A 25,705-nucleotide genomic window follows, 5' to 3' on the forward strand; every position below is an offset into this window, starting at 1 on the left:
TTATTATTTCTTAGCTGGTTGTTTTAATGCTTGACGAGTCGATTTAATTTCTTGCAAAGCAGCTCCCAAAATATCTTCAGAGTGCTTCAATGCATTTTCAATAAACTCATTTGTTGCTTTTTTCAATTCACGATTTTGATTATTTGTTTGAGCAATAATTTCTTTTGCTCTATCTTGAGACTGGCGAACAATTTCGCTTGTTTCAACCAGCTTCTTTGCACGTTCCTCGGCAATTCTAACAATAGAATCTGCTTCTTTTCGTGCGTCGTCAATAATTACTTTACGATCAGAAACAATCATTTTCGCTTGTTTAATTTCTGATGGTAAATTCAAACGAATATCATCGACAATCTCACGAACCTTATCAATATCAACCATGCATCTTCCGCCAGAAAGAGGAACGCTCCAAGCAGAATCTAGAATATCATCAAGCAAATCTAAATTCTCGTTAATATTCATGTCTATTATCCTCCTATGTCATTTTTAATTTGATATAACCTTTTGGCAACAATATCGTTTATTTCTGTTGGAACAAAATCAGATATATCTCCTCCGAAACTTGCGATTTGTTTCACTAGACTTGAACTTAGATACATATTTTCCGTAGCAGTCGTTAAAAATACGGTTTCCGCTTCCGGATTTAATTTTTTATTCGCTAACGCCATTTGAAATTCATACTCAAAATCAGTTACTGCTCTTAATCCTTTCACAATTGCACAAGCACCAACTCGCTTTGAATAATCAGCTAATAAATCGGTTACAACATCTATTTCAACATTTTCTAAATGAGTAGTACACATTTTAATAAGCTCTACTCTTTCATCCAAGCTAAAACTTCCATGTTTAGCCGGATTAACAGAAACAGCAACTACTACACGATCAAATAATTTTGTTGCTCTTGAAATAATATCAATGTGTCCTTTGGTAATAGGATCGAAGCTACCAGGACAAACTGCAATTCTCATTAATGTTCCTCCAAAAACTTATGACATGCCACTATATATTTTCTGCATCGCAGTTTTTATATGTTGAAATACAGATACGTCCATAATGATATTGTCTAAATAGTTTGAAATTTCCTACTTGTGTAGGTATTTCTTCGTTGTCTTCATGTTCACAAAGAATGATACCGCTATCATTCATTTTTTGTACAAGTAACGGTAATGCTTCGGGTAAGATTCCTTTATTATATGGTGGATCTAAAAAAGCAATATCAAAAGTGTCTTTTGTTGTTGTTAAAAAAGATTTATAATCCATTGCAACAACCCTTGCTTTTTTTAATAAATTTGTATTTACTAAATTTTGTTTTGTTACTTCTTGAGATTTTTTTGAAGAATCCACAAATACACAAAAATCAGCATCTCTGCTAAGTGCTTCTATTCCCATTTGCCCTGAACCGCAAAACAAATCTAATACTTTAGCATAAGGAACATCAAATTGAATGATGCTAAACACCGCTTCTTTTACCTTTTGAGTAGTTGGACGAACATCTAAACCATCAACTGTAATTAAAATTCTTCCTCTTGCTTGTCCTGTTATTACTTTCATTAACTTCCTCCGGGATATCATATTCTATTTATTCTGCTTTTCAATTATAAGCTTTCTTAATTAGTCAAACATCATTTCCTTTTTATTGACACGATAAACGCTCATTACCATTCCAATTGCCATATATGATACTAATACTGAGGTTCCACCGGAACTAAATAACGGCAAAGTTATTCCAATAACAGGCAATACGCACAATACCATTCCGATATTAACAATAGATTGGAACAAGTAAATAGCGAATACACCAATACATATATACATACCCAAATTATCTTTTGCCATTCTTGCTGTAAGTAATATTTTAACACATAAAGCTACAATAATCAATAAGGTTATGATACACCCAACAAAGCCAAGCGTTTGACCAATATATGAAAAAATAAAATCGTTATGTGCTTTAGGAACGTTGAACAGATTATCAAAAAATAAGCCTCTTCCATCCAAACCACCGGAACCCAAAGCAATGCGTCCTTTATATTGTTGCATGCCTTTATCCAATATATCCGTTTCAGGGTGCAATGCAACTAAAAATCGTTTTTGCAGATGGGCGGGCAAAAGAAAGTTCCATATTAACGGAGCTGCCACTACACCACCTGTAATTCCTACTGCGATGAATTTTAAAGAAAGTCCTCCCGCAAACATCATGGCAACAAAAATAGCAAAAAACACAAGTGCAGAACCAAGGTCACCTTGTTTCACAATCAACAATGTTGGAATGGCTCCATGAATGCATAATTTTAAAAAATCTTTAGGCTTGTTGATATTTTCTCCAACCTTTACTAGGTGTAAAGAAAAAGTAAATATAAAAGCTAGTTTTAGTAATTCAGATGGTTGCAGAGTCGTAACCCCCAAATTTAACCAAGCTTTATCGTCTGTATCAGCTGGTGTTATACCAAGAGGAGTGAATGTTAACAAGACAAGGAACAATGCAAATGGCGTATATATTTTCCAAAGCTTTGCTAAAATAACATAATCAATTGAAGATATAACACAAGCCGCAATAGCACCTAAAACCACTGCAATTACTTGAGTAGCAAACGGTTTTAAGCCAATAATTCCTGTTTTATAAAACGAATACATGCTAATACAGCTGATTGAAGACGCACAAAGACAAATAACCAAGATCATTTTGTCTAACTCCTTGATAAATTGCTTTACAGCAGACCATACACCTTTCATGTGCGTCACCTCTTTCTATAAAATAAAATTAAAATAAACCGTCGATTGTTCCATTTTCATCTACATCAATTTGCAGTGCAGCAGGTTGTTTTGGTAAACCCGGCATTGTCATAATGCTTCCAGTTAAAACAACAATAAAACCTGCGCCTGCAGAAATTTTTATTTCCTTAGCATTGATTGTAAAGCCACTTGGAGCACCCAATAAAGTTTGGTCATCTGATAATGAATATTGCGTTTTTGCAATACAGATTGGTAGATGATCCATGCCAAGCGCTTCAATCTCTTTGATTGCTTTTAATGCTGCCGGCGCATAAGAAACATCAGCGGCATGATAAATTTCAGTTGCAATCTTCTTTACTTTATTTTGAATCGTATCGTTTGTTTCGTAAATTGGAGCAAATTCGTAACAGCTTTCACACCTATCAATTACATCACATACTACATTTGCAAGCTCAATACCGCCTTCAGCACCCTTAGCAAACACTTCTGAATATGCATGATCCACGCCTTTTTGTTTACAATATTCAGAAACGAAAGAAACTTCAGCATCTGTATCCGTATGAAAACGATTGATAGCAACAACAACGGGAACATGATATTTATGCATGTTGTCGATATGTGCACCAAGGTTAACAATACCCGCTTTTAATGCATCCAAGTTTTCTTCTGCAAGATCAGCCTTTTTTACCCCGCCATTATATTTTAATGCACGAATTGTTGCAACTACTACAATACAATTTGGTTTTAGCCCTGCATAGCGACACTTAATATCCAAAAATTTCTCTGCGCCCAAGTCGGAACCAAAGCCAGCCTCAGTAATTGTATAATCAGCAAGTTTTAATGCAAGCTTTGTTGCAATAATAGAATTACATCCATGCGCTATATTTGCAAATGGGCCGCCATGCATAATTACAGGAGAATTATCAAGTGTTTGAACTAAATTCGGTTTTAATGCATCTTTTAATAATGCGGTCATTGCACCCTCTACGTGCAAATCTCTTGCAAATACAGGCTTGTTATCATAAGTATAGGCAACTAATATATTTCCCAAACGTTTTTTTAAGTCTTCTAAATCATTTGCTAGACACAAAATCGCCATTACTTCACTTGCAACAGTAATTTGAAAGCTATCTTCACGAGGAATACCATTCATTTTACCGCCAAGACCCACATTGATAAAACGCAATGCACGATCGTTCATATCCATACAACGTTTTAACAAGATTCTGCGTTGGTCAATTTGCAACTCGTTTCCTTGTTGTAGGTGGTTATCAATAATTGCACAAAGTAAGTTATTTGCAGCAGTAATTGCATGCATATCACCTGTGAAATGAAGGTTAATATCTTCCATAGGAACAACTTGCGCATAGCCTCCGCCTGCAGCACCGCCCTTGACGCCAAATACAGGGCCTAAAGAAGGTTCACGCAATGCAATAATTGCATTTTTGCCAATCTTTTGAAAAGCTTGTCCTAATCCAACTGAAGTAGTTGTTTTACCTTCTCCAGCAGGTGTTGGGTTAATTGCTGTTACTAAAATAAGTTTTCCATTCGGCTTATCTGATAAATCCTTAAGCAAACTTAAATCCAGTTTACATTTATATTTTCCGTAAGGTTCTATGTATTTTTCATCAATGTTTATTTTTTTTGCAACCTCTGTAATTGGCTGCATTACCGCTGACTGCGCTATTTTAATATCTGATAGCAAAATAAATACCTCCCTTAGTAGATACACATAATTTAAAACAATTATATCATACTAAAGATATTTTTTCTACATATTGCTTGAATTTATTTTGGGATAATAATATAATAGGAAGAAGATTATTGCACTTATCCAATCGTTTTAGGTGGTATATCAACAATATGTAGAAAAATGAATTTTCTATTTTAAATTCAGGAGTTTATCTTTTTATGAGAGAATATATATCAAACTCACCGAAAGAAACAGAAGAAATAGCAGCTAGCTTTGCTAAAGAATTACAGCGTGGCGATGTTATTGCATATATTGGTGGGCTCGGTGCAGGAAAAACTGCTTTCACAAGAGGGCTCGCAACAGGTCTAAATGTAAGAGGCGATGTTTCTAGCCCTACTTTTGCATTAGTACATGAATATCATGGTAGCCCAAGCTTGTATCATTTTGATATGTATCGTATCAACACAATAGATGATTTATACTCAACGGGTTATTTTGATTATTTAGACAGAGAAGAAATTATGGCAGTAGAATGGAGCGAAAACATTTCCGATGTTTTAGATGACAACACTATTTATGTTGAACTCATTCCGCTTGATGAGACATCACGCAAAATAAAAATTTATGGAGGCAACCGATTTTGAAAGTATTAGCAATTGATACGTCAGCTAAAGTAGCAAGTGTAAGTATCGTTACAGAAACTCAAATTCTAGCTGAATTCAATATTGATACCAAGTTAACTCACTCCCAAACCTTGATGCCAATGTTAAATGCAGCGCTTACTTGTGCTAACATTAGCATATCTGATATTGATGCATTTGCAGTTGCAAATGGACCAGGTTCCTTTACTGGGCTACGAATTGGAATTGGTGCAATTAAAGGTCTATCTTATGCATTAAATAAGCCTTGCACACCTGTTTCCACTTTAAAAGGACTAGCCTATAATCTGATTGGCTATGAAGGTATTGCCTGTGCTGTAATGGATGCACGTTGTAATCAAGTTTATACTGCTTTATTTGAAGTAAATCAAACTAGCATTACTCGTTTAACCGAAGATACAGCTATAACAATTGATGAATTGGGAAAAAACTTAGAAAAATTTAAAAAAAATATATTTTTTGTTGGAGATGGCGCTGATTTATGTTATAATAAATTGAAAAGCGTCCTTTCAAATGTTTATTTAACGGATGCAAGCAAAAAATATCAAAGAGCCGCTAGTGTTGGTTTTGCCGCAATAGAAGACATTTTATCTAATAATGTTTGTAGTGCGGCTAATTTAACGCCAACTTATCTTCGCTTACCTCAAGCGCAAAGAGAACTATTGGCTAAAAAAACAAGAAGGTGATTTTAAAAATGAAACCACAAAGCAAGCCAATTGCAATTGGCTGTGATCATGCTGGAGTTGCTTTTAAAAACGAAATTATTGCGTTTTTAAAACAAAACAATGTAGCTGTTGACGATTGTGGCTGTTACAACAATGATAGCGTTGACTATCCTGATATTGCAGAAGCTGTTTGCAAGAAAATCAATAACGGTACCAGTGACAAAGCTATTTTAATTTGCGGAACCGGAATTGGAATTTCAATGTCAGCAAACAAAATCAAAGGTATTCGTGCCGCTTTATGTCACGATTATTTTTCTGCAAAATACACCAGATTACACAATGATGCTAACGTAATATGTTTTGGCGCAAGAGTAATTGGCACAGGTTTAGCTTGTGAACTAGTTGATATATTTTTAACTGAAGAATTTGAAGGCGGCAGACATGCTGCACGAGTTGAAAAGTTAATGAATTTGCAAAATAAATAGTGAAAATAAGTCTGTCTTTCTCCGCACGTTAGGCAGATTTCAAAAAATTTTTTGTGCGGAGAAATGGAAGTAATGAATATGAACAAACCTTTTATTATGGATCACCCTTTGATTCAACACAAAATTTCTTTATTAAGAGACAAAAACACAGGTTCTAAAGAATTTAGAGAGTTAATTTCAGAAGTTGCTATGTTGATGTGTTTTGAAGCTACAAGAAACCTTCCTTTAAAAGAAGTTGAAATTGAAACTCCTATTTGCGTTGCGAAAACAAAAATTTTATCTGGAAGAAAATTAGCTTTTGTTCCAATTCTTCGTGCTGGTCTTGGCATGGTAGACGGTGTTTTAAAGATGGTTCCTGCTGCTAAAGTTGGCCATATTGGTTTATATCGTGATCCTGAAACAAAACAACCAGTTGAATACTACTGCAAACTACCTACAGATATTACAAAACGTGATGTTATTGTAATTGATCCAATGCTTGCTACCGGTGGTTCAGCTGTTGATGCAATTAACATGTTGAAAAACAAAGGTGTTACTTCTATTAAATTTATGTGCATCATTGCAGCTCCAGAAGGATTAGAAGCATTAACGAAAGCACATCCTGATGTTGAAATATACTGCGCTTCTTTAGACGAAAAATTAAACGACCATGCTTATATCGTTCCAGGTTTAGGCGATGCCGGCGACAGAATTTTTGGTACTAAATAAGTCTGAAATAGTATTGCGCCGCGTTTCAATTGAAACGCGGCGCTTTTTACACATAAAAATGCCCCTTACTTTCGTAAGGGGCATCAAATTATTCAATAATTAGTTAGAAATAGCACGTTCAGTTTCTTTATCAAAGATATGAATTCTATTTGTGTTAATAGCAATTTTAACTGTATCGCCTACTTTAGCAGTAGAACGAGAGTTAACTCTTGCAATTAAAGGATCGCCTTCGATAGCAAGATATAGATAAGTCTCATGTCCCATAAGCTCAGTAACTTCAACGTCACAATCTACAACATTGTTTCCAGCAGTTGAAATGTGCATTTCATCATCATGTAAATCTTCAGGACGAATACCCATAATAACTTCTTGGCCAATTTTAGCTTTTACACCATCATTAACTTTGCCATCTGGTAGTTCAATATTGTATTTTTTGTTTGCAGAACCAATAGATAAAGCAATTTTACCATTGTTCTCTACAACAGTTGCATCCATAAAGTTCATTTGAGGAGAACCGATAAAGCCAGCAACAAATAAGTTACATGGATTTTCATATAGGTTTTGAGGTGTATCAACTTGTTGGATGAAACCATCTTTCATAACGACAATTCTTGTACCCATTGTCATAGCTTCTACTTGGTCATGAGTTACATAGATGAAAGTAGTGCCTAGACGTTGATGTAGTTTAGTAATCTCTGTACGCATTTGTGCACGTAATTTTGCGTCTAAGTTTGATAGTGGTTCGTCAAGTAAGAAAACTTGTGGTTCACGAACGATAGCACGACCTAAAGCAACACGTTGACGTTGACCGCCTGATAGAGCTTTTGGTTTTCTATCTAGTAGATAAGTAATGTCAAGAATTCTTGCAGCTTCTTCAACACGACGTTTGATTTCTTCTTTTGGAGTTTTTCTTAATTTTAGGCCAAATGCCATGTTATCAAAAACAGTCATATGAGGATATAACGCATAGTTTTGGAATACCATTGCGATATCACGGTCTTTTGGAACTACATCATTAACTAGTCTTTCGCCGATGTATAGTTCACCTTCTGAAATTTCTTCTAGTCCAGCAATCATTCTTAAAGTTGTTGATTTACCGCAGCCAGATGGTCCAACTAAAATGATGAATTCCTTATCTTCAATAGATAAGTTAAAGTCGGATACTGCTACAACTCCGCCTGGGTATTTTTTATAAATTCCTTTTAAATCTAAACTTGCCATAATAGACCTCCTAATTATGTATCCACTTATTAAAATAAGTACTTTATATACTATACCAAAATTTAAAGTAAAATAACAGTATTTAATTGCATAAACTTTCATTTATCTCTTTATGAATATTGACTAAAAATAAACAAAGCCCACTAGAACAGGATATTTCAATGCACTCATTTCAACAAAATTTTATGCAGCTCATTGTGCATAATTTCTCTGCATATACCTTCAGGTAAATCCTCATCCAGCCTTAGCCCGCCCATTTGTGTTCGTTTTAAATAGGTAACGCCGCAATTCACGACCCCAAACATGCGCTTAATTTGATGATATTTACCCTCACTAATTACAATTTCCAACAGTGGGGTTTCCCCCGCTTCAATAACTTGAATAGAAGCAGGACGGCATACTGTTCCATCTGCTAGTGTGATTCCTTGTTCTACCTGTTGAATTTCCTCTTCCGTTATAGATTTATCCAAACGAACTAGGTACTTCTTTTCAATATGATTTTTAGGAGAAAGGATGTTATGTGCAAAATCGCCATCATTCGTTATCAACACAAAACCTACTGTGTCTTTATCGAGTCTTCCCGCCGGAAATAAATCAGAACGAAATAACTCTTTTGGCACTAAATCCAAAACAGTTTTATTGATTTTATCATCTGTTGCAGAAACTACACCTTGTGGCTTATTCAGCATGATGTATACATAAGGCTTATAAGGTATTTCTTTACCTTTATAAGTTACGATATCTTTATCAGTATCCATTTTATATTCAGGTGAAGAAGGAATAGTATCATTCACTTTAATCGTTCCTTTTTTTACTTCTGCTTTAACTTCTTTTCTTGATAGAATTTCCTGGCTGGAAAAAAACTTATCCAGTCTCATAGTTGGCATATACATTCTCCTAAGTACGTTTTTCTATATTGTACCCTATTTTTCATACCTATGCAACTACATCTATCACTAAGTTCTTTGCGGTAGTTTGAAACCATGCATAAAGCCATCTAATTGAACTGAGCAAATATCGCCGCCAATGATTTTATTATTGTAAACCAGCATGTTTGCTCTTACGCCTTCTTTTTGTGTAGGATAATTAAGCACTTCATATGTAAATCGTTTTACTCTTTTTCCTTTATATTTTTCTAAATCAAAGCCCTGGGCTTTTTGTATTTTATTATAGTTATTGTATACATCATTAAACTCTGCAGGAATTGCAACTTCAACAATTTCAACAGCTTCAGAAGAAACATTCCAGCCAAATGATTTCAAAAAAGCAACACGTTGGTCGTTATTTTCTACAATAACATTAGCTACTTTCATTTCATTTGTTTTTACATTGTGATTCATTTTAAGATATAAAAATGCACCAACAATTATAAGCAACCCTATTATTATAATAAATATTAGCTTTTTTCGACTCGTTTTTAATGAACAAATAAACATATCTACACCTCTTTTAGCTGAATTTTACTTTCAATTAACTAATGTATTATATGAATGAATCTATTGAGATAGAAGTTTCAATACAAGGAAACGAAGTCAAGCTTTCGCTTGACTTCGTTTTTATACTACATACAAAACCGTATTATTCGGAAAATATTGCTTTAATAAATCTCGTAAAAACTCCTCTCCCTCATCACGTAAATTCTGACGATACATATATTTACCTCTTCCCCTGCCTGTCATAATTTGATTGTCGTATAACATGGGCATATTAGGGTATTTTTCTTTTGGAAATGCTTCTTGGTTTATTGCATTATGAACATAACTGTATGTCATAAAAATAACTTCAAATATCACATCTGCCTTAACCTTATCGCTCAAGTTATCATATAACTGTTCAATAAGTTCTGCATATAAAGCCTTCCAATTATCTACCATAATAACCGGAGCAATCAAAATACCCACAGGATATCCTGCATCCTTCAGCTTATTTATTGCCAGAATTCTGCGCTCTAGCGGTGATGTTTTTAATTCAATACTCTTAATAATATCACTTGGATTTACGCTTACTCTAACGATTGTCTTGCCTTTATGATCTAAATTCAATAAATCATCAACCATATCAAACTTTGTTGGAAAAGTTATATATCCTTTTTTTGAATGTGCAAATACTTCAATTGTCCAAGGTAGATTGCCTGTAATTGTATTTTCCAAAACAAGATCGCTGTTACTTCCAATTTCAAAAGTCAAATCTGTTTCTGCTTTGAAAGCTGTTCGTAAAAGCTTATCCATCATTTGCTCACGATTTACAAACAATCGCATATAAGAGCATTTGTTATAATTACATACCAAATAGCAATATAAACACATTGCGCTGCAACCAGACGAAGTATATGGCACTAAAAAATCAGAAACTTTATAGTTTGGAACGTATTTATGCGTTTTCCTTGTACCAATAATCAAAAGATTCTTCATATTGACAAATTCGCTATTGGGATTTTTTTGAAGACTTTCTATTCGATTATGACTTTCAATCTCTTCAAATGGCACATTTAAGGCCTTGTATTGTTCTATAAGCTTTTTCCCAAGCTCGTAGTGAATAATGTTCTTCTCATAATAAATTTTAGATGGTATAAACATAATAAACTCCTAAAAATAATAATACTATTATTTTTAGGAGTTTATGTTGAAATATTATTGCTATTTCTCAATAGTTTGATAGAATGCATCGTGAATTGCATTTACTGCAACATTAGCGTCTTTTCTATCAATTAAAACTGAAATTTTAATTTCACTTGTAGATATCATTTGAATATTGATATTTGCTTCAAATAATGCCTCAAACATTTTAGCAGCAACACCTGGGTTAGATTGCATACCTGCACCTACGATAGATACTTTTACCACATTGTCACAAGATTCAATTTTTTCAGCACCGAATAATTCATATTTTTCTTCTAATAGAGAAATTGCAGTCTCTTTATCAGCACGAGGAACTGTAAAGCTAATATCTTTTGTATTATGTCGGCCAATGGATTGAAGAATAATATCTACGTTAATCTTCTTTTGTGCTAATGTAGAGAATATTTTATAAGCAATTCCCGGGGTATCAGGTAAACCAATAATTGCTATTCTTGCTACGTCTTCATCTTTTGCTACACCCTTAATTAACATTTTCTCCATTTTAACTACCTCCTTAACAGTCGTGCCTGGTTTCCTTTCCAAGCTAGATAGAACTTCAAGATTGACATTATATTTTTTTGCCATCTCAACGGAACGGTTGTGTAATACATTCGCACCAAGAGAAGCTAATTCTAACATTTCATCATAGGTGATTTCATCAAGTTTAACTGCGCCTTTTACAATTCTAGGATCAGCAGTATATACACCGTCAACATCAGTATATATTTGGCATAGGTCTGCTTGAAGTTGGGACGCAATCGCTACTGCGCTTGTATCTGAACCACCACGACCTAAAGTAGTAATATCATCATAACGATTGATACCTTGGAAACCGGCAACAATTACAATATTCTTTTTATCTAACTCGCTTTTTAAACGTTCACTTTCAATTCGACGAATTCTTGCTGAGCCATAATTAGAATGAGTAATAAATCCAGCTTGCCAACCGGTTAAAGAAATAACAGGATAACCTAGCTTTTCAATAGCCATTGCCAATAAAGAAATTGATATCTGTTCTCCGGTTGATAGCAGCATATCCATTTCACGTTTGGAAGGATTCGGATTGATTTCATGTGCTTTTTCAATCAAATCATCTGTAGTGTCGCCTTGCGCAGAAACTACAACGACCACACTATGTCCTTGTTTATATGTCTCTGTAATAATGCCAGCTACATTAAAAATACGTTCAGCATCTTTTACTGAAGATCCACCAAATTTTTGAACAATTAGTCCCATACTTTAGCCTCCTAAATAAATACTATCTATAAGTGAATGCAATTTATTTTACATTTTCTACGGTTGTTCCAATGTTATCAATTGCAAGCTCTTTCATTTCCCAGCCCGTTAACCCCAGAGAGTTTAAATATGCTCTCATCTCATTTACAAAAATTGTATTGTCATCGTCTATCATTGCCATAATAGTTGGTCCGGCACCGCTGATATAAACGCCATACGCATCTAAGCCATATGCCTTTTGAAAAACTTCTTTTCCGTTTTTGATTAAACCCATTCGATATGGTTGATGTAACTTATCATTAACTGCAACCTTGATATTTTCAAACTTACCTTGTAACAAAGAAGCAGAAAACAATGCTGCTCTTGATAAATTATATCTGGCATCCATATGAGATACTTGATTTGGCAAGCATTTTCTAGCTTCAACTGTACTCAATTGAAAATCTGGAATGATTGCAATCAGCTTTAGTCTATTTTTAACCTCTTGTTTTACCCAAAACACCTTGCTATCATCCAAAACAGCTGTCACAATGCCTCCATGTAATGCGGGCGTTGTATTATCGGGATGTCCTTCAATTTCTGATGCGATATTTACCAACTCGTCTTTTGAAAACTGATTGCCAAGCAATGTATTTGCTCCTACTAATCCACCAATGATACAAGCGGAACTGGAGCCAAGTCCTCTTGTCATTGGGATATTGTTTTGTTGAATAATTTTTAAGCCATCCAATTTTTTACCGCATAGTTCAAATAAATGTTCTGCTGAGCTATAGATAAGATTATTTTTTCCTGTTGGAACAGGTGTATTATCACTGGAAGAAATCACAACATGGTCACAAAAATCCATATCGACATAATTATATAAATCAACCGCAAGTCCTAAACAATCAAATCCTGCTCCAAGATTGGCGCTAGTTGCAGGTATTTTCACTCTAATCATTTTCTCTCTCCTTGATGTTAGCTTTAAAATATAACCATTTTTCTTTAATAATCCACTAAACGAATATGAGTCAATATCAAAATATCATCTTCAACTAAAGCAGTTAATTTATGTAGCATATCTTTTTCCAAAATTGATTTTGTTACAAAAGCAAGCTCCTTCTTTGGTTGTTCTTTTCTTGAAAGATAAATTACATCACCGAATTCCCTTGAAATTGCTACTTTTGCTTCTGTAGGTTCATTCGTTTCTACACGAACGTAAAATGCACTACTTGTATTTTTATAGCTTTCAACAATATTCTCTTCACATTCATCCCAAGTGAGCGACTTACTTGTTGAAACAGCTTTTGCAACATCAATAACATCTGCAACGACTGCACTTGCTGTTGGAAGCTTACCAGCACCTTTACCATAAAACACAACATCACCGGTTGCGTTTCCACGTATTAAAACGCCATTAAATACATCATCTATATTTGCAAGTTGACTTGATTTTGGTACAAATGCAGGACTAACCATACACTCAATCTTACCATTATTACCTCGTTTTGCTCTTGCAATCAGTTTGATAACGCCGCCCCAGTTTTCAGCATAATCAACGTCTTCCAACGTGATCTTAGTAATGCCCTCTGTTTGCACATTATCCGGATGAACGTGACGGCCAAAAGCCAAAGAAGCTAAAATACAAATTTTTCTGCAAGCATCGTGTCCATCTACATCAGCAGATGGATTTCTTTCTGCATATCCTAAGTCTTGAGCTAATTTCAAAGCAGTATCAAAATCCATTTGTTCTTTTATCATTTTTGTTAAGATAAAATTAGTTGTACCATTCAAAATTCCTGCAATTTCGTTAATCTCGTTAGCTGCTAAGCATTGGTGCATAGGGCGAATAATTGGTATTCCGCCCCCAACGGAAGCTTCAAAAAAGAAATTTACGTTGTTTTCCTTCGCTATTTTTAATAGTTCTGCGCCACAGCCCGCTACTAATTCTTTATTTGAAGTTACAACACTTTTACCTTTTTGTAAAGATGCTTTTGCAAAGTCAAAGGCAGGGTTTATTCCACCCATTACTTCTACAACCACCGTTATTTCATCATCGTTCAAAATGTCATCAAAATTCTTTGTGAATTTATGGCTATATGATAAATCAGAAAAATCTCGTAAATCCAAAATTCGTTTGACTTCTATTTCTTGACCGGCACGGCGTTTGATACTTTCCTTGTTGCTTTCTATAACTTCAACAACTCCGGAACCAACAACTCCATGTCCTAGCACAGCTATTTTTGCCATTCCTATACCTCCAAAAAAACAATTATGTCTTATAATATCCTTTTCTATTGAATATGTTACTGCTGCAAACAAAACAGTTATATTTGTTTCACACTAACCACACCGCTTATTGTTTCGATTTCTTCAAACATAGAGTTAGTATCAGTGATAGCATCATCCATTCGAAACGATATGGTTACTACAGCAACTCTGTCAACCGGAATATTTTGATTTACAGTCAAGATATTTACATTAAAGCCCGAAAGTTTTTGTAAGACTTTTGATAACACTCCCGGTTCATCGCTTAAACGAAAATAGAATGTAACCAAACGGCCATTCTCTTTATCTTCATAAAAGCAAACGCTATCCTTGTATTTATAAAATGCACTTCTTGAGATATCCGCCATTTTACAAGCTTCGGTTGAATTTTTGGCAATATTACGCGCTAAAAAGGTCTTTGCCATCAAAACTTTATCAAAAACCTCGGGCAATACACTTTTATCAACTAAAACCAGCTGTTTATGATTCATATCAGTTCACCTCTTGAATACATTTGTTCATCTAATAAATACAACTATAACATTATTTCGACAAACTGGCAAGAGGCAATTTCGCCTATTTTTATTTATTTGAAATTTATTTTTTATCTATTTTGTTATTTTACACATTCTTTATGTGATTTACGCAGCTTAATTATGCTAAGATTTACTTTAAAAACGTGTGTTTCTTTCTTTACAATATTAGATAATACAAGAACTCCGATTAAGTTTGGTACCATCATCAGACTGTTTAACAAATCAGACAGCCCCCAAACAAAGTCTATAGACGTAACAGCTCCTATATAAATCGCAATAATAAACGCAATTTTATATAGCAACACCAATTTTTTAGAATGAAATAAATAATTCACGCACGTTTCTCCGTAATAACTCCAACCAATAATCGATGAAACAGCAAAAAAGACCGTTGATATTGCGATAAAAATTGCAGCGAAATTCCCAAGATACTTTTCAAAAGCACCTAACGTTAATGCTGCACCATCCAGTTTTCCATCTAAATGAAGCCCTGACAATACAATGACAAGCCCAGTCAATGTACACATAATTATCGTATCAAAAAATACTTCAAATATGCCAAGTAAGCCTTGTTCCGCAGGGCTTTTGGCATCAGCGGCAGCATGGGCAATCGGAGCAGATCCTAAGCCTGCTTCGTTGGTAAATACGCCTCGTGCAAAGCCAATTCGAATTGCTCTTGCCATTGTAAAACCTGCAACGCCACCCACAGCAGGCTTTAGTTGAAATGCACTTTTTATGATTTCTAAAAAAGCATCACCTAAAGAGGATATATTCATTCCAATAATAATAAAGCAGCCCACAAGATAAAATAATGCCATAGCGGGAATTAACGCTTCTGTTGTTTTGGCAATACGCTTAATTCCTCCGATAATTACAAAGCCAATCAAAATTGCAATTACTATAATAATTGGTTTTGTATTGATATTAGAAACAGAGGATATGGAATCAGCAATTGCATTAGACTGTACCATATTACCAATACCAAAGCTAGATGCTAAACATAACAACGCAAAAATATTTCCAAGCAGTTTGCTATGCATAGCTTGATTCAAATAATACATTGGCCCGCCTAAATACGTTTGATTCTCACCTTTTTCACGATATTTAATAGCCAATACAATTTCAGAATACTTTGTTGCCATACCGAAAAACGCACTAACCCACATCCAAAAAATCGCACCTGCTCCGCCAAGAGATACTGCAGTTGCTACCCCCACAATATTTCCTGTTCCGATTGTTCCAGATAATGCAGTTGTAACAGCTTGAAAAGGTGTAATGCCTCTTTGATCCTTTTTCTTTTTTTGAAACATAGAGCCTAAAGTATGTTTTAAAGTATAGCCTAACTTAGTTGCTTGAATAAAGCCTGTTTTAAACGAAAGAATGATTCCTACTAAAATTACGCCTATCACCATTATCGGTCCACTTAAAACTTGGTTAATAGAATCTAAAAAAGCTTGCATTGTACACCTTCCCATATCATAAATAATACTCTGCTTCATACAGTAATTCATAAATAAAAATTCAGTATGGAATTTTCACCACACTGAATTAGTATGCACTTTTCTTTATTCCAATGCAAATTATCATGAGTAATTCGAATCTTCGTTTAAAATATAGACTAAAAATCTTCTCAAGACAGCGTATTCCCAAGCTTTGTTACATCTTTTATCGCTATTAACTAAGACTCTTTATCTACTTGATGAAACGTTTTTAGGTTTCCTATTTTTTGACGACGCTGTTCTAAGATGTCCATAACATCTTCAAGCGATACCCCGTTTTCAACCATCAAAACAAGCATATGATAAATTAAATCACACATTTCATTTGCCAGTTCATCGTTATCATGGTTTTTAGCGGCAATAATCATTTCCGCATTTTCTTCGCCACATTTTTTTAAGATTTTATCTAATCCTTTATCGAATAGATAACAAGTGTAAGAACCTTCCTCGGGGTTTTCTTTTCGATTTTTCACAACCTCATATAGTCCCTTTAATGTACTATCTGTCATGATAAGCTCTCCTTATTCTGCGTGATAAATTTCTTTGAAAAAGCAAGTATAATTTCCAGTATGACAAGCTACACCTGTTTGGTTTACTCTTACTAATAACGTATCATCATCACAATCAGAGGTGATTGACACTACTTTTTGCAAATATCCGCTAGTAGCTCCCTTATTCCATAGCTCTTGTCTGGAACGAGAGTAAAACCATGTATAACCAGTTTCCAACGTTTTTTGCAAGCTTTCTTTATTCATATATGCTAACATCAAGACTTCATTGTTCGAGTCTTCCACAACAATTGCAGGAATAAGCTCTGCTTTTTGAAAATATTGATCTAGGTCCATTCTATTCTCCTTTATGTAATTGGTATTACAATTTATCGCAACTTTTCTAATATTATTTCTGCAATTTGTTTTGCACAAACTTGATAACCTTCTGTAGTTAGATGTAATTTATCCTCGCATTTATAACAATTTTCATCCTTTAACATTAAAGAATATAAATCGTTAATCGTTATGTTCTCTTGATTCATTAACTCTGTTGCAGCTTTATTATACGTAAGAACGGAATTATTATCATATGCAATCTGAGTGCCTGTTCCAGTCACATCATATGTCATTCCGATCCCGATTAGCGGTAAAGTTGTTGCAAATATGATTTCAGCACCATTGTTTCTAATTTGCTTGATAATTCGCTTTAAAAAATGCACATACTCGTCCACCGGATGTATTGGTTCATCCATAGGCGGTTCAATATTCATATCCCAATAGCCGTTATTCCAATGGACAACATCAAACTTACCATACTTAATAAAAAGCTGATTTGCTTGCCATAATGTATATGCCGCGTAACGGCCATTATCTTGTTCATCATAGTAAACTTCGCATTGATTTTTTAACAGCTCTTTCACATAGGGAGCATACCCCATACGAATAGAATCACCTAGTAATAATACTTTTTTCATAAATAGTCCCCCGTTTTACTTGCGTAATTAGAAGTGAAACCGTTTCTTCACTTCTTCTTTAAACTTTTTATCTAAAAAGATGTAAAATCCTAAAAGAGTAACAACAGAATGAATTTTATATAATCTATTTTATACTATTCTAACAGGAATCCTATTTGCTTTCAAATGTTTTTTCACTTGGCCTACTGTTAACTCTTTATAATGAAACAAAGAGGCTGCAAGCGCAGCATCTGCATTAGATTGTTGAAAGACTTCTGAAAAGTGATTTAATGTACCGCATCCACCAGAAGCAATAACTGGAATAGATACCACCTCACAAACTGCATTCAGCAATTCTATATCAAATCCGTTCTTTGTTCCATCGGTATCCATTGAAGTTAATAAGATTTCCCCTGCTCCAAGCTCTTGTACTTTCTTCGCCCATTCAATTGCATCTAGCCCAGTATCGATTCTACCGCCATTCACAACGACATGGAATCCATCCTCAAAGCGTTTTGCATCAATTGCTACTACTACGCATTGACTTCCAAATACATCAGCTGCTTCTTGAATTAAATTTGGGTTCTTTACTGCGGCGGAATTTACAGATATTTTATCTGCACCTGCTCTTAAAATATAACGAAAATCTTCTATTGTACGAATACCTCCGCCTACTGTTAGTGGAACGAACACCTCTTTTGCAGTATTGCGAACCACATCTATTATTGTTCCTCTTGCTTCATGGGTAGCTGTTATATCTAAAAAGACAATTTCATCTGCTCCTTGCTCATAATATGCTTTTGCGCATTCGACAGGATTACCCACATCTTTTAATCCTACAAAATTGATTCCTTTTACTACTCGCCCATTTTTTACATCTAAACAGGGAATAATTCGTTTAGAAAGCATCTTTTCACCTCACTATGCAACGTTATTCTCTTGCCACTTTCAAAGCTTCTTCTAAGCTTAATGTATTTTTATATAAAGATTTTCCACAAATAACCCCATACACATTTAATTTCTTTAATGCTTTAATATCCTCTATATTTGAAATTCCACCACTTGCAATGATTTTAATATCAACTTGGTTGTTAATCATCTCAAGCTCATATAAATTAGGGCCAGACAGCGTTCCATCTTTTGATATATCTGTATATACGATATATTGAACCCCGATTGCTTCCATTTCTTTAGCTAAATCAATATAATTTATTTCACTGGCATCAAGCCATCCTTCTGTCTGAACCATGCCATGCATTGCATCTATTCCAACAATAATCCTATCATGATATTCTTTCACTAAATCTTTTACTAACTTTGGATTCTTTACAGCCGCAGAACCTAGAATAACGCGTTCTATTCCATTTTCCAAATAAAAGCTTGCAGCATTGATATCACGTATGCCACCGCCAAGCTCTATTCTTAAATCAGTTTCTTTTGCTACTTTAAGAAAAATATCTTGATTAGATTGTGTTCCATCTTTTGCTCCGTCAAGGTCTACCATATGCAGGTATTGAGCGCCTGTTCTTTGAAAAGAAAGTGCTGTTTCTATAGGGCTTTCTGCTACCTGCTCAACGGTATTAAAATCGCCTTTATAAAGTCGTACACATTTTCCATTTTTAATATCTATCGCCGGTAATATGATCATGCTGTATCTCCTTAAAAGTTATCTACTTAGTAATATTGAAATCTATTTTATTATTTAGTACTATTCATAAACTGTTGTAATAACTGGTTTTCCATCTCTATCTAGTAACGGAGTTAAACCGCCAGCATAACCAGATTGATGAAATAAATAGTTTACACCTGTTTCACGATCAATCCAAATTTCAGTTGCATTTAAAGTTCCTTGTGTAAATACTTTGATAAAACGATCTGCTTGTCTCATAAGCTCACCCTTTCTTGTTATTATAAACTTGCAAAGTTTTTGAGTATTTGTAATCCAACTTCGCCGCTTTTTTCAGGGTGAAATTGTGCACCGAATACATTTCCCTTTTGAACAAGTGCTGGCACCTTAATTCCATAGTCGCAGTATGCCGCAACATTATGTGAAGATGTATGTGCCATATAAGAATGTACAAAATACACACAGTCACCTGATTGAATCCCATTTAACAGCGGACTCGGTTCATGAAATTCCAATTCATTATATCCCATATGAGGAATTTTATAATCAGTTTGAATGTATTTTATGCACCCGTCAATGAAACCAAGTCCGTTTGTTCGTTCAAACTCGTAACCTTCTTCAAATAACATCTGCATTCCGAGGCAAATACCTAACAATGGCTTTTTCTGAATTTCTTCTTTTATCGTACTAATTAAATCGGTTTCTTGTAGCATTTGCATTGCTTTTGGGAACGCACCCACACCCGGCAAAATAAGTGCTTCAGCTTTTTGAATATCAGACTTATCTTTTGTAATCTTGCTCTCTTTACCAATATAATCAAAAGCATTTTTTACACTAAATAAGTTTCCTGCACCATAATCTATAATTGCTATCATGAACGTATTCAATCCTTACTCTTTATTTTAATGTTTCAATTTTAGGATAATATTTTAATACAGCCTTTCCCATAATTTTATCTCGACTTACAAATTTATCATTCCAAAATCTTGAATCCAATGAAACATTTCTGTTATCGCCAAGCATAAAATAATGATCCTTTGGAACACGAAACGGTCCATAACTACCTTTAGGAGCTTCATTTAAATAATCTTCTTCTAAAGGATTTTTGCTGTTATTGATATATACTTTTCCATCTATAATCTCAACTGTATCATTTGGAAGCCCAATAATTCGTTTAACGAATCTTTTAGATTCGTCATCAGGGAAAGGAAAAACAACGATGTCGCCTCGTTTTGGATCGTCTAATAAATAGGCTAGTCGATAAGTAAAAATTCGGTCTTTTATATTTATCGTATGTTCCATAGAGCCTGTTGGTACTTCACTGCCAAAAACAACACATTGGTTAACAATGAATGTAATTAAAATGGCAATTAGTATTGTTCTTACCCAACTCCATATTTCTTTTTTAAAGTTTTCCTTTTTCTCGGCTGACTCGCTCATTCAAATCGCTTCCTTTTTATTGATAAAGATACAGTTGTTAATCTAAACTGCCTTTTGTTGATAGTACCTTACCGCCTTCAAGAGGTGTTATTGCATCTTTCACAGCGTGTGCTAACGCCTTGAACAAAGCTTCTGCTTTATGATGATCATTTGTTCCATAGCATAAATTTGCATGTAGAGTAATTCCTGCATTATAGCTGAATGCTCGGAAGAACTCTTCTACCATTTGGGTATCCATATCCCCCATTTTCTCAAAAGTAAATTCTGCATTAAAAACTAAAAACGGTCTTCCACTGATATCTAATGAGACAAAACCCAATGATTCATCCATAGGAATGTATGCAGTTCCATAACGAGTAATACCGGATTTATCGCCTAATGCTTTCGCAAAAGCTTGACCGAGTACAATTCCCGTATCTTCAATTGTATGATGACAATCTACTTCTAAATCACCTTGCACAACGATTTCAAGCTCGATTCCGCTATGAATAGCAAACGCAGTAAGCATATGGTCAAAAAAGCCTACTCCTGTTTTGATATCCGCTTTTGGAGCTGTATCTAAGTTCAAATTAACTGTAATATCGGTTTCTTTGGTTTTACGCACCATTTGGGCTGTTCTCATAGTTTTGACCGTCCTTTCCAATGTTCCGATTTTACTCTTTTACAATCACTTTTTCAAGGAATATTTTTTCATTAAAAGCTCCATTTTTATAAGCTTTTATAGTTCGTTTTTGCTCTATTTCTTCTACTGATATGCCTTTTGCTGAAAGAATAGCATATAATACTTCTAAAATATCGCATATTTCTTCGGTATTGCCGTCATGCAAATATTCTTCCACTTCTTCTTTTAACTTTTCATTTAGGCAGTCAAGATATTCTGCATCAGACAACACTCTTATAATAGGAATGTTGCCATCTTCTGTAATAATATCGGGAATATTATCTCTTACTAGTTTATAATACTGTTTCTCGATCATAGTAAACATCCTTCTACAATCTCTTTTAATGCTTCAATTAGCTCTTTATTTTCTGCTTTTGAACCAGTGGTGATACGAATATAATCGCCCATATATCGAATAGCAATAGAACGTTTGAGTAGTTCCTCAAATATATATTTTGATTGGTTAGTTTTTATAAATAAAAAATTCGTTGAAGAAGGATAAATCACTTCAAACAGATTTGTTTTTTGTGATAGTTTTAAAATTTCATTGTAAAGTTCTGTTTTATTTATCAATAAATTTGCAGTACATTCTTTAACATACGCATCATCATTCAACACAATTTCGCCAATACTTTGCGTTACCGCATTTACGTTATATGGGGATTTTACAGCACGAAGTGCTTTGGTTATTTTATCATTTGCTATCGCAAATCCTAAACGTATTGCAGCTAGACCAATGGCTTTCGAACACGTTTTCAGCACCATTACATTACTGTAATTACAACAAACATCTAGTATTGATTGATCGCTAAAATCCATATAAGCTTCATCAACCACAACTAAAGCGTTTACGCTAGACACCAACTTTATAACTGCTTCCCTATTAAGAGAAAGCGAGGTGGGATTACATGGATTTGAAAATATAAGTCCTGCTATGTGATGTTCGTTAATATATGAAATTAGCGCATCTACATCAATTGTTAAATCGGTTTTTTTAGAGAAAACCTCCGTTTTTATGCCAAACACATTCCCATAAAAGCGGTACATACTAAAATCATGCGATAAAGTTAATAACGTATCACCATGAGTAAAAAAAGCACCGACTATAAGAGAAATCAACTCATCCGAACCATTACCGGCGGTTACATTATTAGCTTTTACTGAATATAATTTTGAAAAGCTCTCGCAAAGCTTTTTTGCATATGGGTCAGGATATCGGTTCAAGCCTTGATTCAAAGCAGTTTGTAGTTTTTCTTTTGGATATTGTATATAGGATTCATTTGCATCCAATCGAATTCTATAATCTCCTGTAATCGGCTCATATGGAGTAAGCTCTTTTATTTTATTGTTTAATTCATATGGCATTGCTGACATTCCTTTCACAGAAATTAGCGTCTGATAGTTATAGAATTTGCATGTGCAGTAAGCCCTTCTTTGTTGGCTAATAACTCAATATCATTGCTTGCATTTTTCAATGCTTCTTCTGTATAATAAATAAAACTTGTCTTTTTTACAAATGCATCTACGGATAATGGAGAGAAGAAACGTGCTGTTCCACTTGTTGGTAACACATGATTTGGACCTGCATAATAATCACCTAGAGGTTCAGGAGAATATGCTCCCAAGAAAATAGAACCTGCATTATCTAATTGACCTAGATATTGCATTGGATTTTCAAGCATTACTTCTAAGTGCTCCGGTGCAAATTCATTTGCCATATTGATTGCTGTTTTTACTTCATCACATACAAAAATAGCACCATAATCGTTTAACGACTTTAAAATAATATCTTTTCTTGATAACTTCTCAACTTGTTTCGTAAGCTCTTTTACGGTTTCACTTGCAAGCTTATTAGAAGTTGTTACTAAAATGGAGGAAGCAAGGGTATCATGCTCTGCTTGACTCATTAAATCTGCCGCTACAAAAGCAGGATTCGCATTTTCATCAGCTAATATAAGAATTTCACTAGGCCCTGCAATCATATCAATATCCACTTGTCCGAATAATAACTTCTTAGCAGTAGCAACATAAATATTACCAGGCCCCACTATTTTATCGACTTTTGGAATTGTTTCTGTGCCATATGCTAAAGCGGCTACTGCTTGCGCTCCACCTAATAAGAATACACGATCGACTCCGCAGATTGCTGCTGCCACTAAAATATCTTTATTTGCAGTACCATCTTTTAACGGAGGAGTTACCATAATAATTTCTTCTACACCTGCTATTTTAGCAGGAACGGCATTCATCAAAACGGAGGAAGGATATGCCGCAGTTCCGCCAGGAACATATAAACCAACACGTTTAAGTCCTCTGATACGTTGTCCCAACATACATCCATTCGCTTGTGCATCAATATAGCTTTGCTGTTTTTGGCGTTGATGAAATGCAGTTAAATTTTCAAGCGCATTTAATAAAGCATCTACATAATCTTGATCTGCTTCGGATAATGCATCGTTTATCTCTTCACGACTAACTTCAAAGCATTCAGGCGCATTTTTATCAAAAAGCATGGTATATTTTCTTACAGCCTCATCACCGTTATCTCGAACATCATTGATGATTTCAGTAACGCTTTTGGTTACTGTTTCATTTACGGTTGTGCTTCTATCTTTTAACTTTTGGATATATTCCTTTTCGTCCGTTCCATTTACTTTTATAATATCAATCATGTTATATCCTCCTGTATTGTGATTTTAATGGTTATGACATAAGCAAAGCCTTGCTTTGCATTTTCTAATTTTTCATTCTATCATTGCTTGCAATTTTTTGATATTCACACCAACGTGACTTGGCTGATGGGCATCGGATGCTGTTTCCATTCGCACATTATATTCTTTGAATATTTTGAGCATCAATGGATTCATTCCGATATCAGAAGTATGATAATTTAAGTGAAGCCCACCACTCTGCTCGGCATACATATTATATTCTTTTAACAGTTTTGCGATGTGTTTATAAGTTGGTATTAAATCATAGCTTGGGGTATGACCAAAGCATTTAATCGAATCTGGGTGAGCCACACCTGTGAAAAGCTTACTTTTTATAAGTGATTCCATGATTTCGTAATACCTTTTATAGGTATTATCAATATCTATATTATCCCATAATTCTTTCTTGTGGTCAAACCCAAATCCATCAACCCAATGAACAGAGCCTGTTATAAAGTCATAATCATAGCCCGTTATTATGTCTTTAATCAGATTTTCATATTCTTTAAAATAACAAACTTCTAATCCAAACGCCACTTTTATTGGATAAGCTTTTTGCTTCACTTGATTGATGAGCTTAATATAATCTTCAATAGATGATCCGTTGAATTTTCTATGAAACCATTCTTTTTGATATTCACTATATTCAAAACTTGTTGATACATATCTTTGAATTCAATAAAGCGATGGGAATGTTCTAACAAGTAAATTTCATCTATTTCTTGAATAGAAGCAAACTTAATAAATTCGTTGATTCAATTAAGAGTATAATCGCCCTTTTCTATATGAATATGTACGTCTTTCATTAGTGTCACTCCTTATGATGGATGTTTAACCATAAGAACTTCACGGACGAACACAGTTCGCCCCTACATTTTATCAATAAAAACTAGGTAGTTAATGCATTTTCTATTTTACTTACTAACTCTTCAATTCTATTTTGATATAGCTTTAAGCTTACCGTATTGACAATTAGTCTTGCTGAAATTGGTGCAACATCTTCTATTACGACCAACCCGTTTTCTTTGAGTGTTGAACCGGTTTCTACAATATCAACAATTGCATCTGCTAAACCTAATAATGGAGCTAATTCAACAGAACCTTCGATTTTTACAATACGAACATCCATACCCTTACCCTTAAAAAAATCTCTTGCCACATTCGGATATTTTGTCGCAATCGTTTTTTCACTATGTCCGGCATAGAAATCGACTCCAGCCTTATTTGCCAATGCAAAACGACATCTTCCGAATCCTAAATCGGTTACTTCAAAAAAGCTGCCGCCATATTCCATAATTGTATCTTTGCCGACAACGCCGATATCACAAACACCGTTTTCAATGTAAGTTATAACATCAGCTGCTTTCGCCAGCACAACCTCTAAATTTGCATCGGGTATTTGTAAAATTAATTTTCTGCCTTTGTTTTCAAGCTGTTCGCAATTAAAGCCAAGCTTTACAAACAATTTCACTGTATCTTTTTCTAATCTGCCTTTTGTCAAAGCAATTCTGATTGGTCGCATAGT

32 protein-coding genes are annotated in these 25,705 nt (G+C 34.5%); 4 read left to right on the forward strand and 28 right to left on the reverse strand.

From position 1 onward, the window contains the following. Positions 1-3: 3 nt before the first annotated feature. The 5 genes from RBG61_RS02765 to RBG61_RS02785 form a co-directional block, all read right to left on the reverse strand. On the reverse strand, positions 4-459 hold the full coding sequence (locus RBG61_RS02765) for an ATPase (protein WP_307945505.1): 456 nt from the start codon (positions 457-459) through the stop codon (positions 4-6). Positions 460-464: 5 nt separating this feature from the next. After that, complete coding sequence (coaD, locus tag RBG61_RS02770) at positions 465-965, reverse strand: pantetheine-phosphate adenylyltransferase (protein WP_307945508.1); 501 nt, start codon at positions 963-965, stop codon at positions 465-467. A gap of 31 nt (positions 966-996) precedes the next feature. Continuing rightward, positions 997-1,548 carry a 16S rRNA (guanine(966)-N(2))-methyltransferase RsmD gene (gene rsmD, locus RBG61_RS02775; protein ID WP_307945511.1) on the reverse strand — a complete coding sequence of 184 codons (552 nt, stop codon included), beginning with the start codon at positions 1,546-1,548 and terminating at the stop codon, positions 997-999. Between the two features lie 60 nt (positions 1,549-1,608). Next, positions 1,609-2,679 carry an FtsW/RodA/SpoVE family cell cycle protein gene (locus RBG61_RS02780; protein WP_307945512.1) on the reverse strand — a complete coding sequence of 357 codons (1,071 nt, stop codon included), beginning with the start codon at positions 2,677-2,679 and terminating at the stop codon, positions 1,609-1,611. A gap of 79 nt (positions 2,680-2,758) precedes the next feature. Continuing rightward, complete coding sequence (locus tag RBG61_RS02785) at positions 2,759-4,435, reverse strand: formate--tetrahydrofolate ligase (RefSeq protein ID WP_307945513.1); 1,677 nt, start codon at positions 4,433-4,435, stop codon at positions 2,759-2,761. A 206-nt stretch (positions 4,436-4,641) separates the two neighbouring features. Here RBG61_RS02785 and tsaE point away from each other — a divergent pair, with 206 nt between their 5' ends. The 4 genes from tsaE (at position 4,642) to upp (ending at position 6,940) form a co-directional block, all read left to right on the forward strand. Further along, entirely contained in the window at positions 4,642-5,067 is a 426-nt protein-coding gene (gene tsaE / locus RBG61_RS02790) for a tRNA (adenosine(37)-N6)-threonylcarbamoyltransferase complex ATPase subunit type 1 TsaE (protein ID WP_307945514.1), read from the forward strand. After that, positions 5,064-5,768, forward strand: coding sequence for a tRNA (adenosine(37)-N6)-threonylcarbamoyltransferase complex dimerization subunit type 1 TsaB (gene tsaB, locus RBG61_RS02795; RefSeq protein ID WP_307945516.1), 705 nt, complete (start codon positions 5,064-5,066; stop codon positions 5,766-5,768). The genes tsaE and tsaB overlap by 4 nt, the downstream gene beginning before the upstream one ends. An 8-nt stretch (positions 5,769-5,776) precedes the next feature. After that, positions 5,777-6,232, forward strand: a complete 456-nt coding sequence (gene rpiB, locus RBG61_RS02800) for a ribose 5-phosphate isomerase B (RefSeq protein WP_307945518.1) — start codon at positions 5,777-5,779, stop codon at positions 6,230-6,232. A 78-nt stretch (positions 6,233-6,310) separates the two neighbouring features. Further along, positions 6,311-6,940: a uracil phosphoribosyltransferase gene (gene upp, locus RBG61_RS02805; RefSeq protein ID WP_307945521.1), complete on the forward strand. Its 630-nt coding sequence runs from the start codon at positions 6,311-6,313 to the stop codon at positions 6,938-6,940. Positions 6,941-7,039: 99 nt separating this feature from the next. On the opposite strand, the gene RBG61_RS02810 is transcribed toward upp, so the two are convergent. From RBG61_RS02810 to hisG, 23 genes are all read right to left on the reverse strand, one after another. Further along, complete coding sequence (locus tag RBG61_RS02810) at positions 7,040-8,161, reverse strand: ABC transporter ATP-binding protein (protein WP_307945523.1); 1,122 nt, start codon at positions 8,159-8,161, stop codon at positions 7,040-7,042. A 167-nt stretch (positions 8,162-8,328) separates the two neighbouring features. Further along, positions 8,329-9,048, reverse strand: coding sequence for a pseudouridine synthase (locus RBG61_RS02815; protein WP_307945526.1), 720 nt, complete (start codon positions 9,046-9,048; stop codon positions 8,329-8,331). Positions 9,049-9,117: 69 nt separating this feature from the next. Further along, positions 9,118-9,597: a DUF4830 domain-containing protein gene (locus RBG61_RS02820; RefSeq protein ID WP_307945529.1), complete on the reverse strand. Its 480-nt coding sequence runs from the start codon at positions 9,595-9,597 to the stop codon at positions 9,118-9,120. A gap of 120 nt (positions 9,598-9,717) precedes the next feature. Continuing rightward, positions 9,718-10,737, reverse strand: a complete 1,020-nt coding sequence (locus RBG61_RS02825) for an SPL family radical SAM protein (protein WP_307945531.1) — start codon at positions 10,735-10,737, stop codon at positions 9,718-9,720. A 60-nt stretch (positions 10,738-10,797) separates the two neighbouring features. Then, the gene (locus tag RBG61_RS02830) at positions 10,798-12,015 is read right to left on the reverse strand and encodes an aspartate kinase (protein ID WP_307945533.1); all 1,218 of its coding nucleotides are present in this window, start codon (positions 12,013-12,015) and stop codon (positions 10,798-10,800) included. Between the two features lie 43 nt (positions 12,016-12,058). Then, the gene (gene thrB, locus RBG61_RS02835) at positions 12,059-12,955 is read right to left on the reverse strand and encodes a homoserine kinase (protein WP_307945535.1); all 897 of its coding nucleotides are present in this window, start codon (positions 12,953-12,955) and stop codon (positions 12,059-12,061) included. Positions 12,956-12,999: 44 nt separating this feature from the next. Then, positions 13,000-14,244: a homoserine dehydrogenase gene (locus tag RBG61_RS02840; RefSeq protein WP_307945538.1), complete on the reverse strand. Its 1,245-nt coding sequence runs from the start codon at positions 14,242-14,244 to the stop codon at positions 13,000-13,002. Positions 14,245-14,321: 77 nt separating this feature from the next. After that, positions 14,322-14,753 (reverse strand): ACT domain-containing protein, encoded by a 432-nt coding sequence (locus RBG61_RS02845; RefSeq protein WP_307945541.1) that lies wholly within the window; start codon positions 14,751-14,753, stop codon positions 14,322-14,324. Positions 14,754-14,878: 125 nt separating this feature from the next. Beyond that, a complete protein-coding gene (locus RBG61_RS02850; RefSeq protein WP_307945542.1) occupies positions 14,879-16,258 on the reverse strand; it encodes an alanine/glycine:cation symporter family protein in 1,380 nt (459 codons plus the stop codon). Positions 16,259-16,476: 218 nt separating this feature from the next. Continuing rightward, complete coding sequence (gene hisE, locus RBG61_RS02855; RefSeq protein WP_307945545.1) at positions 16,477-16,806, reverse strand: phosphoribosyl-ATP diphosphatase; 330 nt, start codon at positions 16,804-16,806, stop codon at positions 16,477-16,479. Positions 16,807-16,818: 12 nt separating this feature from the next. Next, a complete protein-coding gene (hisI, locus tag RBG61_RS02860; RefSeq protein WP_307945548.1) occupies positions 16,819-17,142 on the reverse strand; it encodes a phosphoribosyl-AMP cyclohydrolase in 324 nt (107 codons plus the stop codon). Between the two features lie 32 nt (positions 17,143-17,174). After that, the gene (locus RBG61_RS02865; RefSeq protein WP_307945551.1) at positions 17,175-17,762 is read right to left on the reverse strand and encodes an SGNH/GDSL hydrolase family protein; all 588 of its coding nucleotides are present in this window, start codon (positions 17,760-17,762) and stop codon (positions 17,175-17,177) included. A 129-nt stretch (positions 17,763-17,891) separates the two neighbouring features. Continuing rightward, positions 17,892-18,650, reverse strand: a complete 759-nt coding sequence (gene hisF, locus RBG61_RS02870; protein ID WP_307945553.1) for an imidazole glycerol phosphate synthase subunit HisF — start codon at positions 18,648-18,650, stop codon at positions 17,892-17,894. Between the two features lie 22 nt (positions 18,651-18,672). Next, complete coding sequence (gene hisA, locus RBG61_RS02875; RefSeq protein WP_307945555.1) at positions 18,673-19,389, reverse strand: 1-(5-phosphoribosyl)-5-[(5-phosphoribosylamino)methylideneamino]imidazole-4-carboxamide isomerase; 717 nt, start codon at positions 19,387-19,389, stop codon at positions 18,673-18,675. 60 nt (positions 19,390-19,449) lie between these two features. Further along, positions 19,450-19,629: a DUF6440 family protein gene (locus RBG61_RS02880; protein WP_307945557.1), complete on the reverse strand. Its 180-nt coding sequence runs from the start codon at positions 19,627-19,629 to the stop codon at positions 19,450-19,452. A gap of 20 nt (positions 19,630-19,649) precedes the next feature. Then, on the reverse strand, positions 19,650-20,243 hold the full coding sequence (hisH, locus tag RBG61_RS02885; protein WP_307945560.1) for an imidazole glycerol phosphate synthase subunit HisH: 594 nt from the start codon (positions 20,241-20,243) through the stop codon (positions 19,650-19,652). Between the two features lie 22 nt (positions 20,244-20,265). Then, positions 20,266-20,808, reverse strand: a complete 543-nt coding sequence (gene lepB, locus RBG61_RS02890; protein WP_307945563.1) for a signal peptidase I — start codon at positions 20,806-20,808, stop codon at positions 20,266-20,268. 37 nt (positions 20,809-20,845) lie between these two features. Beyond that, on the reverse strand, positions 20,846-21,430 hold the full coding sequence (gene hisB / locus RBG61_RS02895) for an imidazoleglycerol-phosphate dehydratase HisB (RefSeq protein ID WP_307945566.1): 585 nt from the start codon (positions 21,428-21,430) through the stop codon (positions 20,846-20,848). A gap of 31 nt (positions 21,431-21,461) precedes the next feature. Continuing rightward, complete coding sequence (locus tag RBG61_RS02900) at positions 21,462-21,785, reverse strand: nucleoside triphosphate pyrophosphohydrolase (RefSeq protein ID WP_307945568.1); 324 nt, start codon at positions 21,783-21,785, stop codon at positions 21,462-21,464. Next, positions 21,782-22,834, reverse strand: coding sequence for a pyridoxal phosphate-dependent aminotransferase (locus RBG61_RS02905; RefSeq protein ID WP_307945570.1), 1,053 nt, complete (start codon positions 22,832-22,834; stop codon positions 21,782-21,784). The genes RBG61_RS02900 and RBG61_RS02905 overlap by 4 nt, the downstream gene beginning before the upstream one ends. A gap of 23 nt (positions 22,835-22,857) precedes the next feature. Then, complete coding sequence (hisD, locus tag RBG61_RS02910) at positions 22,858-24,141, reverse strand: histidinol dehydrogenase (RefSeq protein WP_307945572.1); 1,284 nt, start codon at positions 24,139-24,141, stop codon at positions 22,858-22,860. Between the two features lie 72 nt (positions 24,142-24,213). Next, positions 24,214-24,744 (reverse strand): PHP domain-containing protein, encoded by a 531-nt coding sequence (locus RBG61_RS02915; protein WP_307945574.1) that lies wholly within the window; start codon positions 24,742-24,744, stop codon positions 24,214-24,216. Between the two features lie 325 nt (positions 24,745-25,069). Further along, a complete protein-coding gene (gene hisG, locus RBG61_RS02920; protein WP_307945577.1) occupies positions 25,070-25,702 on the reverse strand; it encodes an ATP phosphoribosyltransferase in 633 nt (210 codons plus the stop codon). Positions 25,703-25,705: the final 3 nt, after the last annotated feature.

It is taken from the genome of Paludicola sp. MB14-C6 (assembly GCF_030908625.1).
Lineage (GTDB): Bacteria > Bacillota > Clostridia > Oscillospirales > Ruminococcaceae > Paludihabitans.

Coding starts and splice junctions, on each gene's coding strand:
- RBG61_RS02765 (WP_307945505.1), bottom strand. CDS start 459: ATGAATATTAACGAGAATTTAGATTTGCTTGATGATATTCTAGATTCT.
- coaD (WP_307945508.1), bottom strand. CDS start 965: ATGAGAATTGCAGTTTGTCCTGGTAGCTTCGATCCTATTACCAAAGGA.
- rsmD (WP_307945511.1), bottom strand. CDS start 1,548: ATGAAAGTAATAACAGGACAAGCAAGAGGAAGAATTTTAATTACAGTT.
- RBG61_RS02780 (WP_307945512.1), bottom strand. CDS start 2,679: ATGATCTTGGTTATTTGTCTTTGTGCGTCTTCAATCAGCTGTATTAGC.
- tsaE (WP_307945514.1), top strand. CDS start 4,642: ATGAGAGAATATATATCAAACTCACCGAAAGAAACAGAAGAAATAGCA.
- rpiB (WP_307945518.1), top strand. CDS start 5,777: ATGAAACCACAAAGCAAGCCAATTGCAATTGGCTGTGATCATGCTGGA.
- upp (WP_307945521.1), top strand. CDS start 6,311: ATGAACAAACCTTTTATTATGGATCACCCTTTGATTCAACACAAAATT.
- RBG61_RS02810 (WP_307945523.1), bottom strand. CDS start 8,161: ATGGCAAGTTTAGATTTAAAAGGAATTTATAAAAAATACCCAGGCGGA.
- RBG61_RS02815 (WP_307945526.1), bottom strand. CDS start 9,048: ATGCCAACTATGAGACTGGATAAGTTTTTTTCCAGCCAGGAAATTCTA.
- RBG61_RS02820 (WP_307945529.1), bottom strand. CDS start 9,597: ATGTTTATTTGTTCATTAAAAACGAGTCGAAAAAAGCTAATATTTATT.
- RBG61_RS02825 (WP_307945531.1), bottom strand. CDS start 10,737: ATGTTTATACCATCTAAAATTTATTATGAGAAGAACATTATTCACTAC.
- RBG61_RS02830 (WP_307945533.1), bottom strand. CDS start 12,015: ATGGGACTAATTGTTCAAAAATTTGGTGGATCTTCAGTAAAAGATGCT.
- thrB (WP_307945535.1), bottom strand. CDS start 12,955: ATGATTAGAGTGAAAATACCTGCAACTAGCGCCAATCTTGGAGCAGGA.
- RBG61_RS02840 (WP_307945538.1), bottom strand. CDS start 14,244: ATGGCAAAAATAGCTGTGCTAGGACATGGAGTTGTTGGTTCCGGAGTT.
- RBG61_RS02845 (WP_307945541.1), bottom strand. CDS start 14,753: ATGAATCATAAACAGCTGGTTTTAGTTGATAAAAGTGTATTGCCCGAG.
- RBG61_RS02850 (WP_307945542.1), bottom strand. CDS start 16,258: ATGCAAGCTTTTTTAGATTCTATTAACCAAGTTTTAAGTGGACCGATA.
- hisE (WP_307945545.1), bottom strand. CDS start 16,806: ATGACAGATAGTACATTAAAGGGACTATATGAGGTTGTGAAAAATCGA.
- hisI (WP_307945548.1), bottom strand. CDS start 17,142: ATGGACCTAGATCAATATTTTCAAAAAGCAGAGCTTATTCCTGCAATT.
- RBG61_RS02865 (WP_307945551.1), bottom strand. CDS start 17,762: ATGAAAAAAGTATTATTACTAGGTGATTCTATTCGTATGGGGTATGCT.
- hisF (WP_307945553.1), bottom strand. CDS start 18,650: ATGCTTTCTAAACGAATTATTCCCTGTTTAGATGTAAAAAATGGGCGA.
- hisA (WP_307945555.1), bottom strand. CDS start 19,389: ATGATCATATTACCGGCGATAGATATTAAAAATGGAAAATGTGTACGA.
- RBG61_RS02880 (WP_307945557.1), bottom strand. CDS start 19,629: ATGAGACAAGCAGATCGTTTTATCAAAGTATTTACACAAGGAACTTTA.
- hisH (WP_307945560.1), bottom strand. CDS start 20,243: ATGATAGCAATTATAGATTATGGTGCAGGAAACTTATTTAGTGTAAAA.
- lepB (WP_307945563.1), bottom strand. CDS start 20,808: ATGAGCGAGTCAGCCGAGAAAAAGGAAAACTTTAAAAAAGAAATATGG.
- hisB (WP_307945566.1), bottom strand. CDS start 21,430: ATGAGAACAGCCCAAATGGTGCGTAAAACCAAAGAAACCGATATTACA.
- RBG61_RS02900 (WP_307945568.1), bottom strand. CDS start 21,785: ATGATCGAGAAACAGTATTATAAACTAGTAAGAGATAATATTCCCGAT.
- RBG61_RS02905 (WP_307945570.1), bottom strand. CDS start 22,834: ATGCCATATGAATTAAACAATAAAATAAAAGAGCTTACTCCATATGAG.
- hisD (WP_307945572.1), bottom strand. CDS start 24,141: ATGATTGATATTATAAAAGTAAATGGAACGGACGAAAAGGAATATATC.
- hisG (WP_307945577.1), bottom strand. CDS start 25,702: ATGCGACCAATCAGAATTGCTTTGACAAAAGGCAGATTAGAAAAAGAT.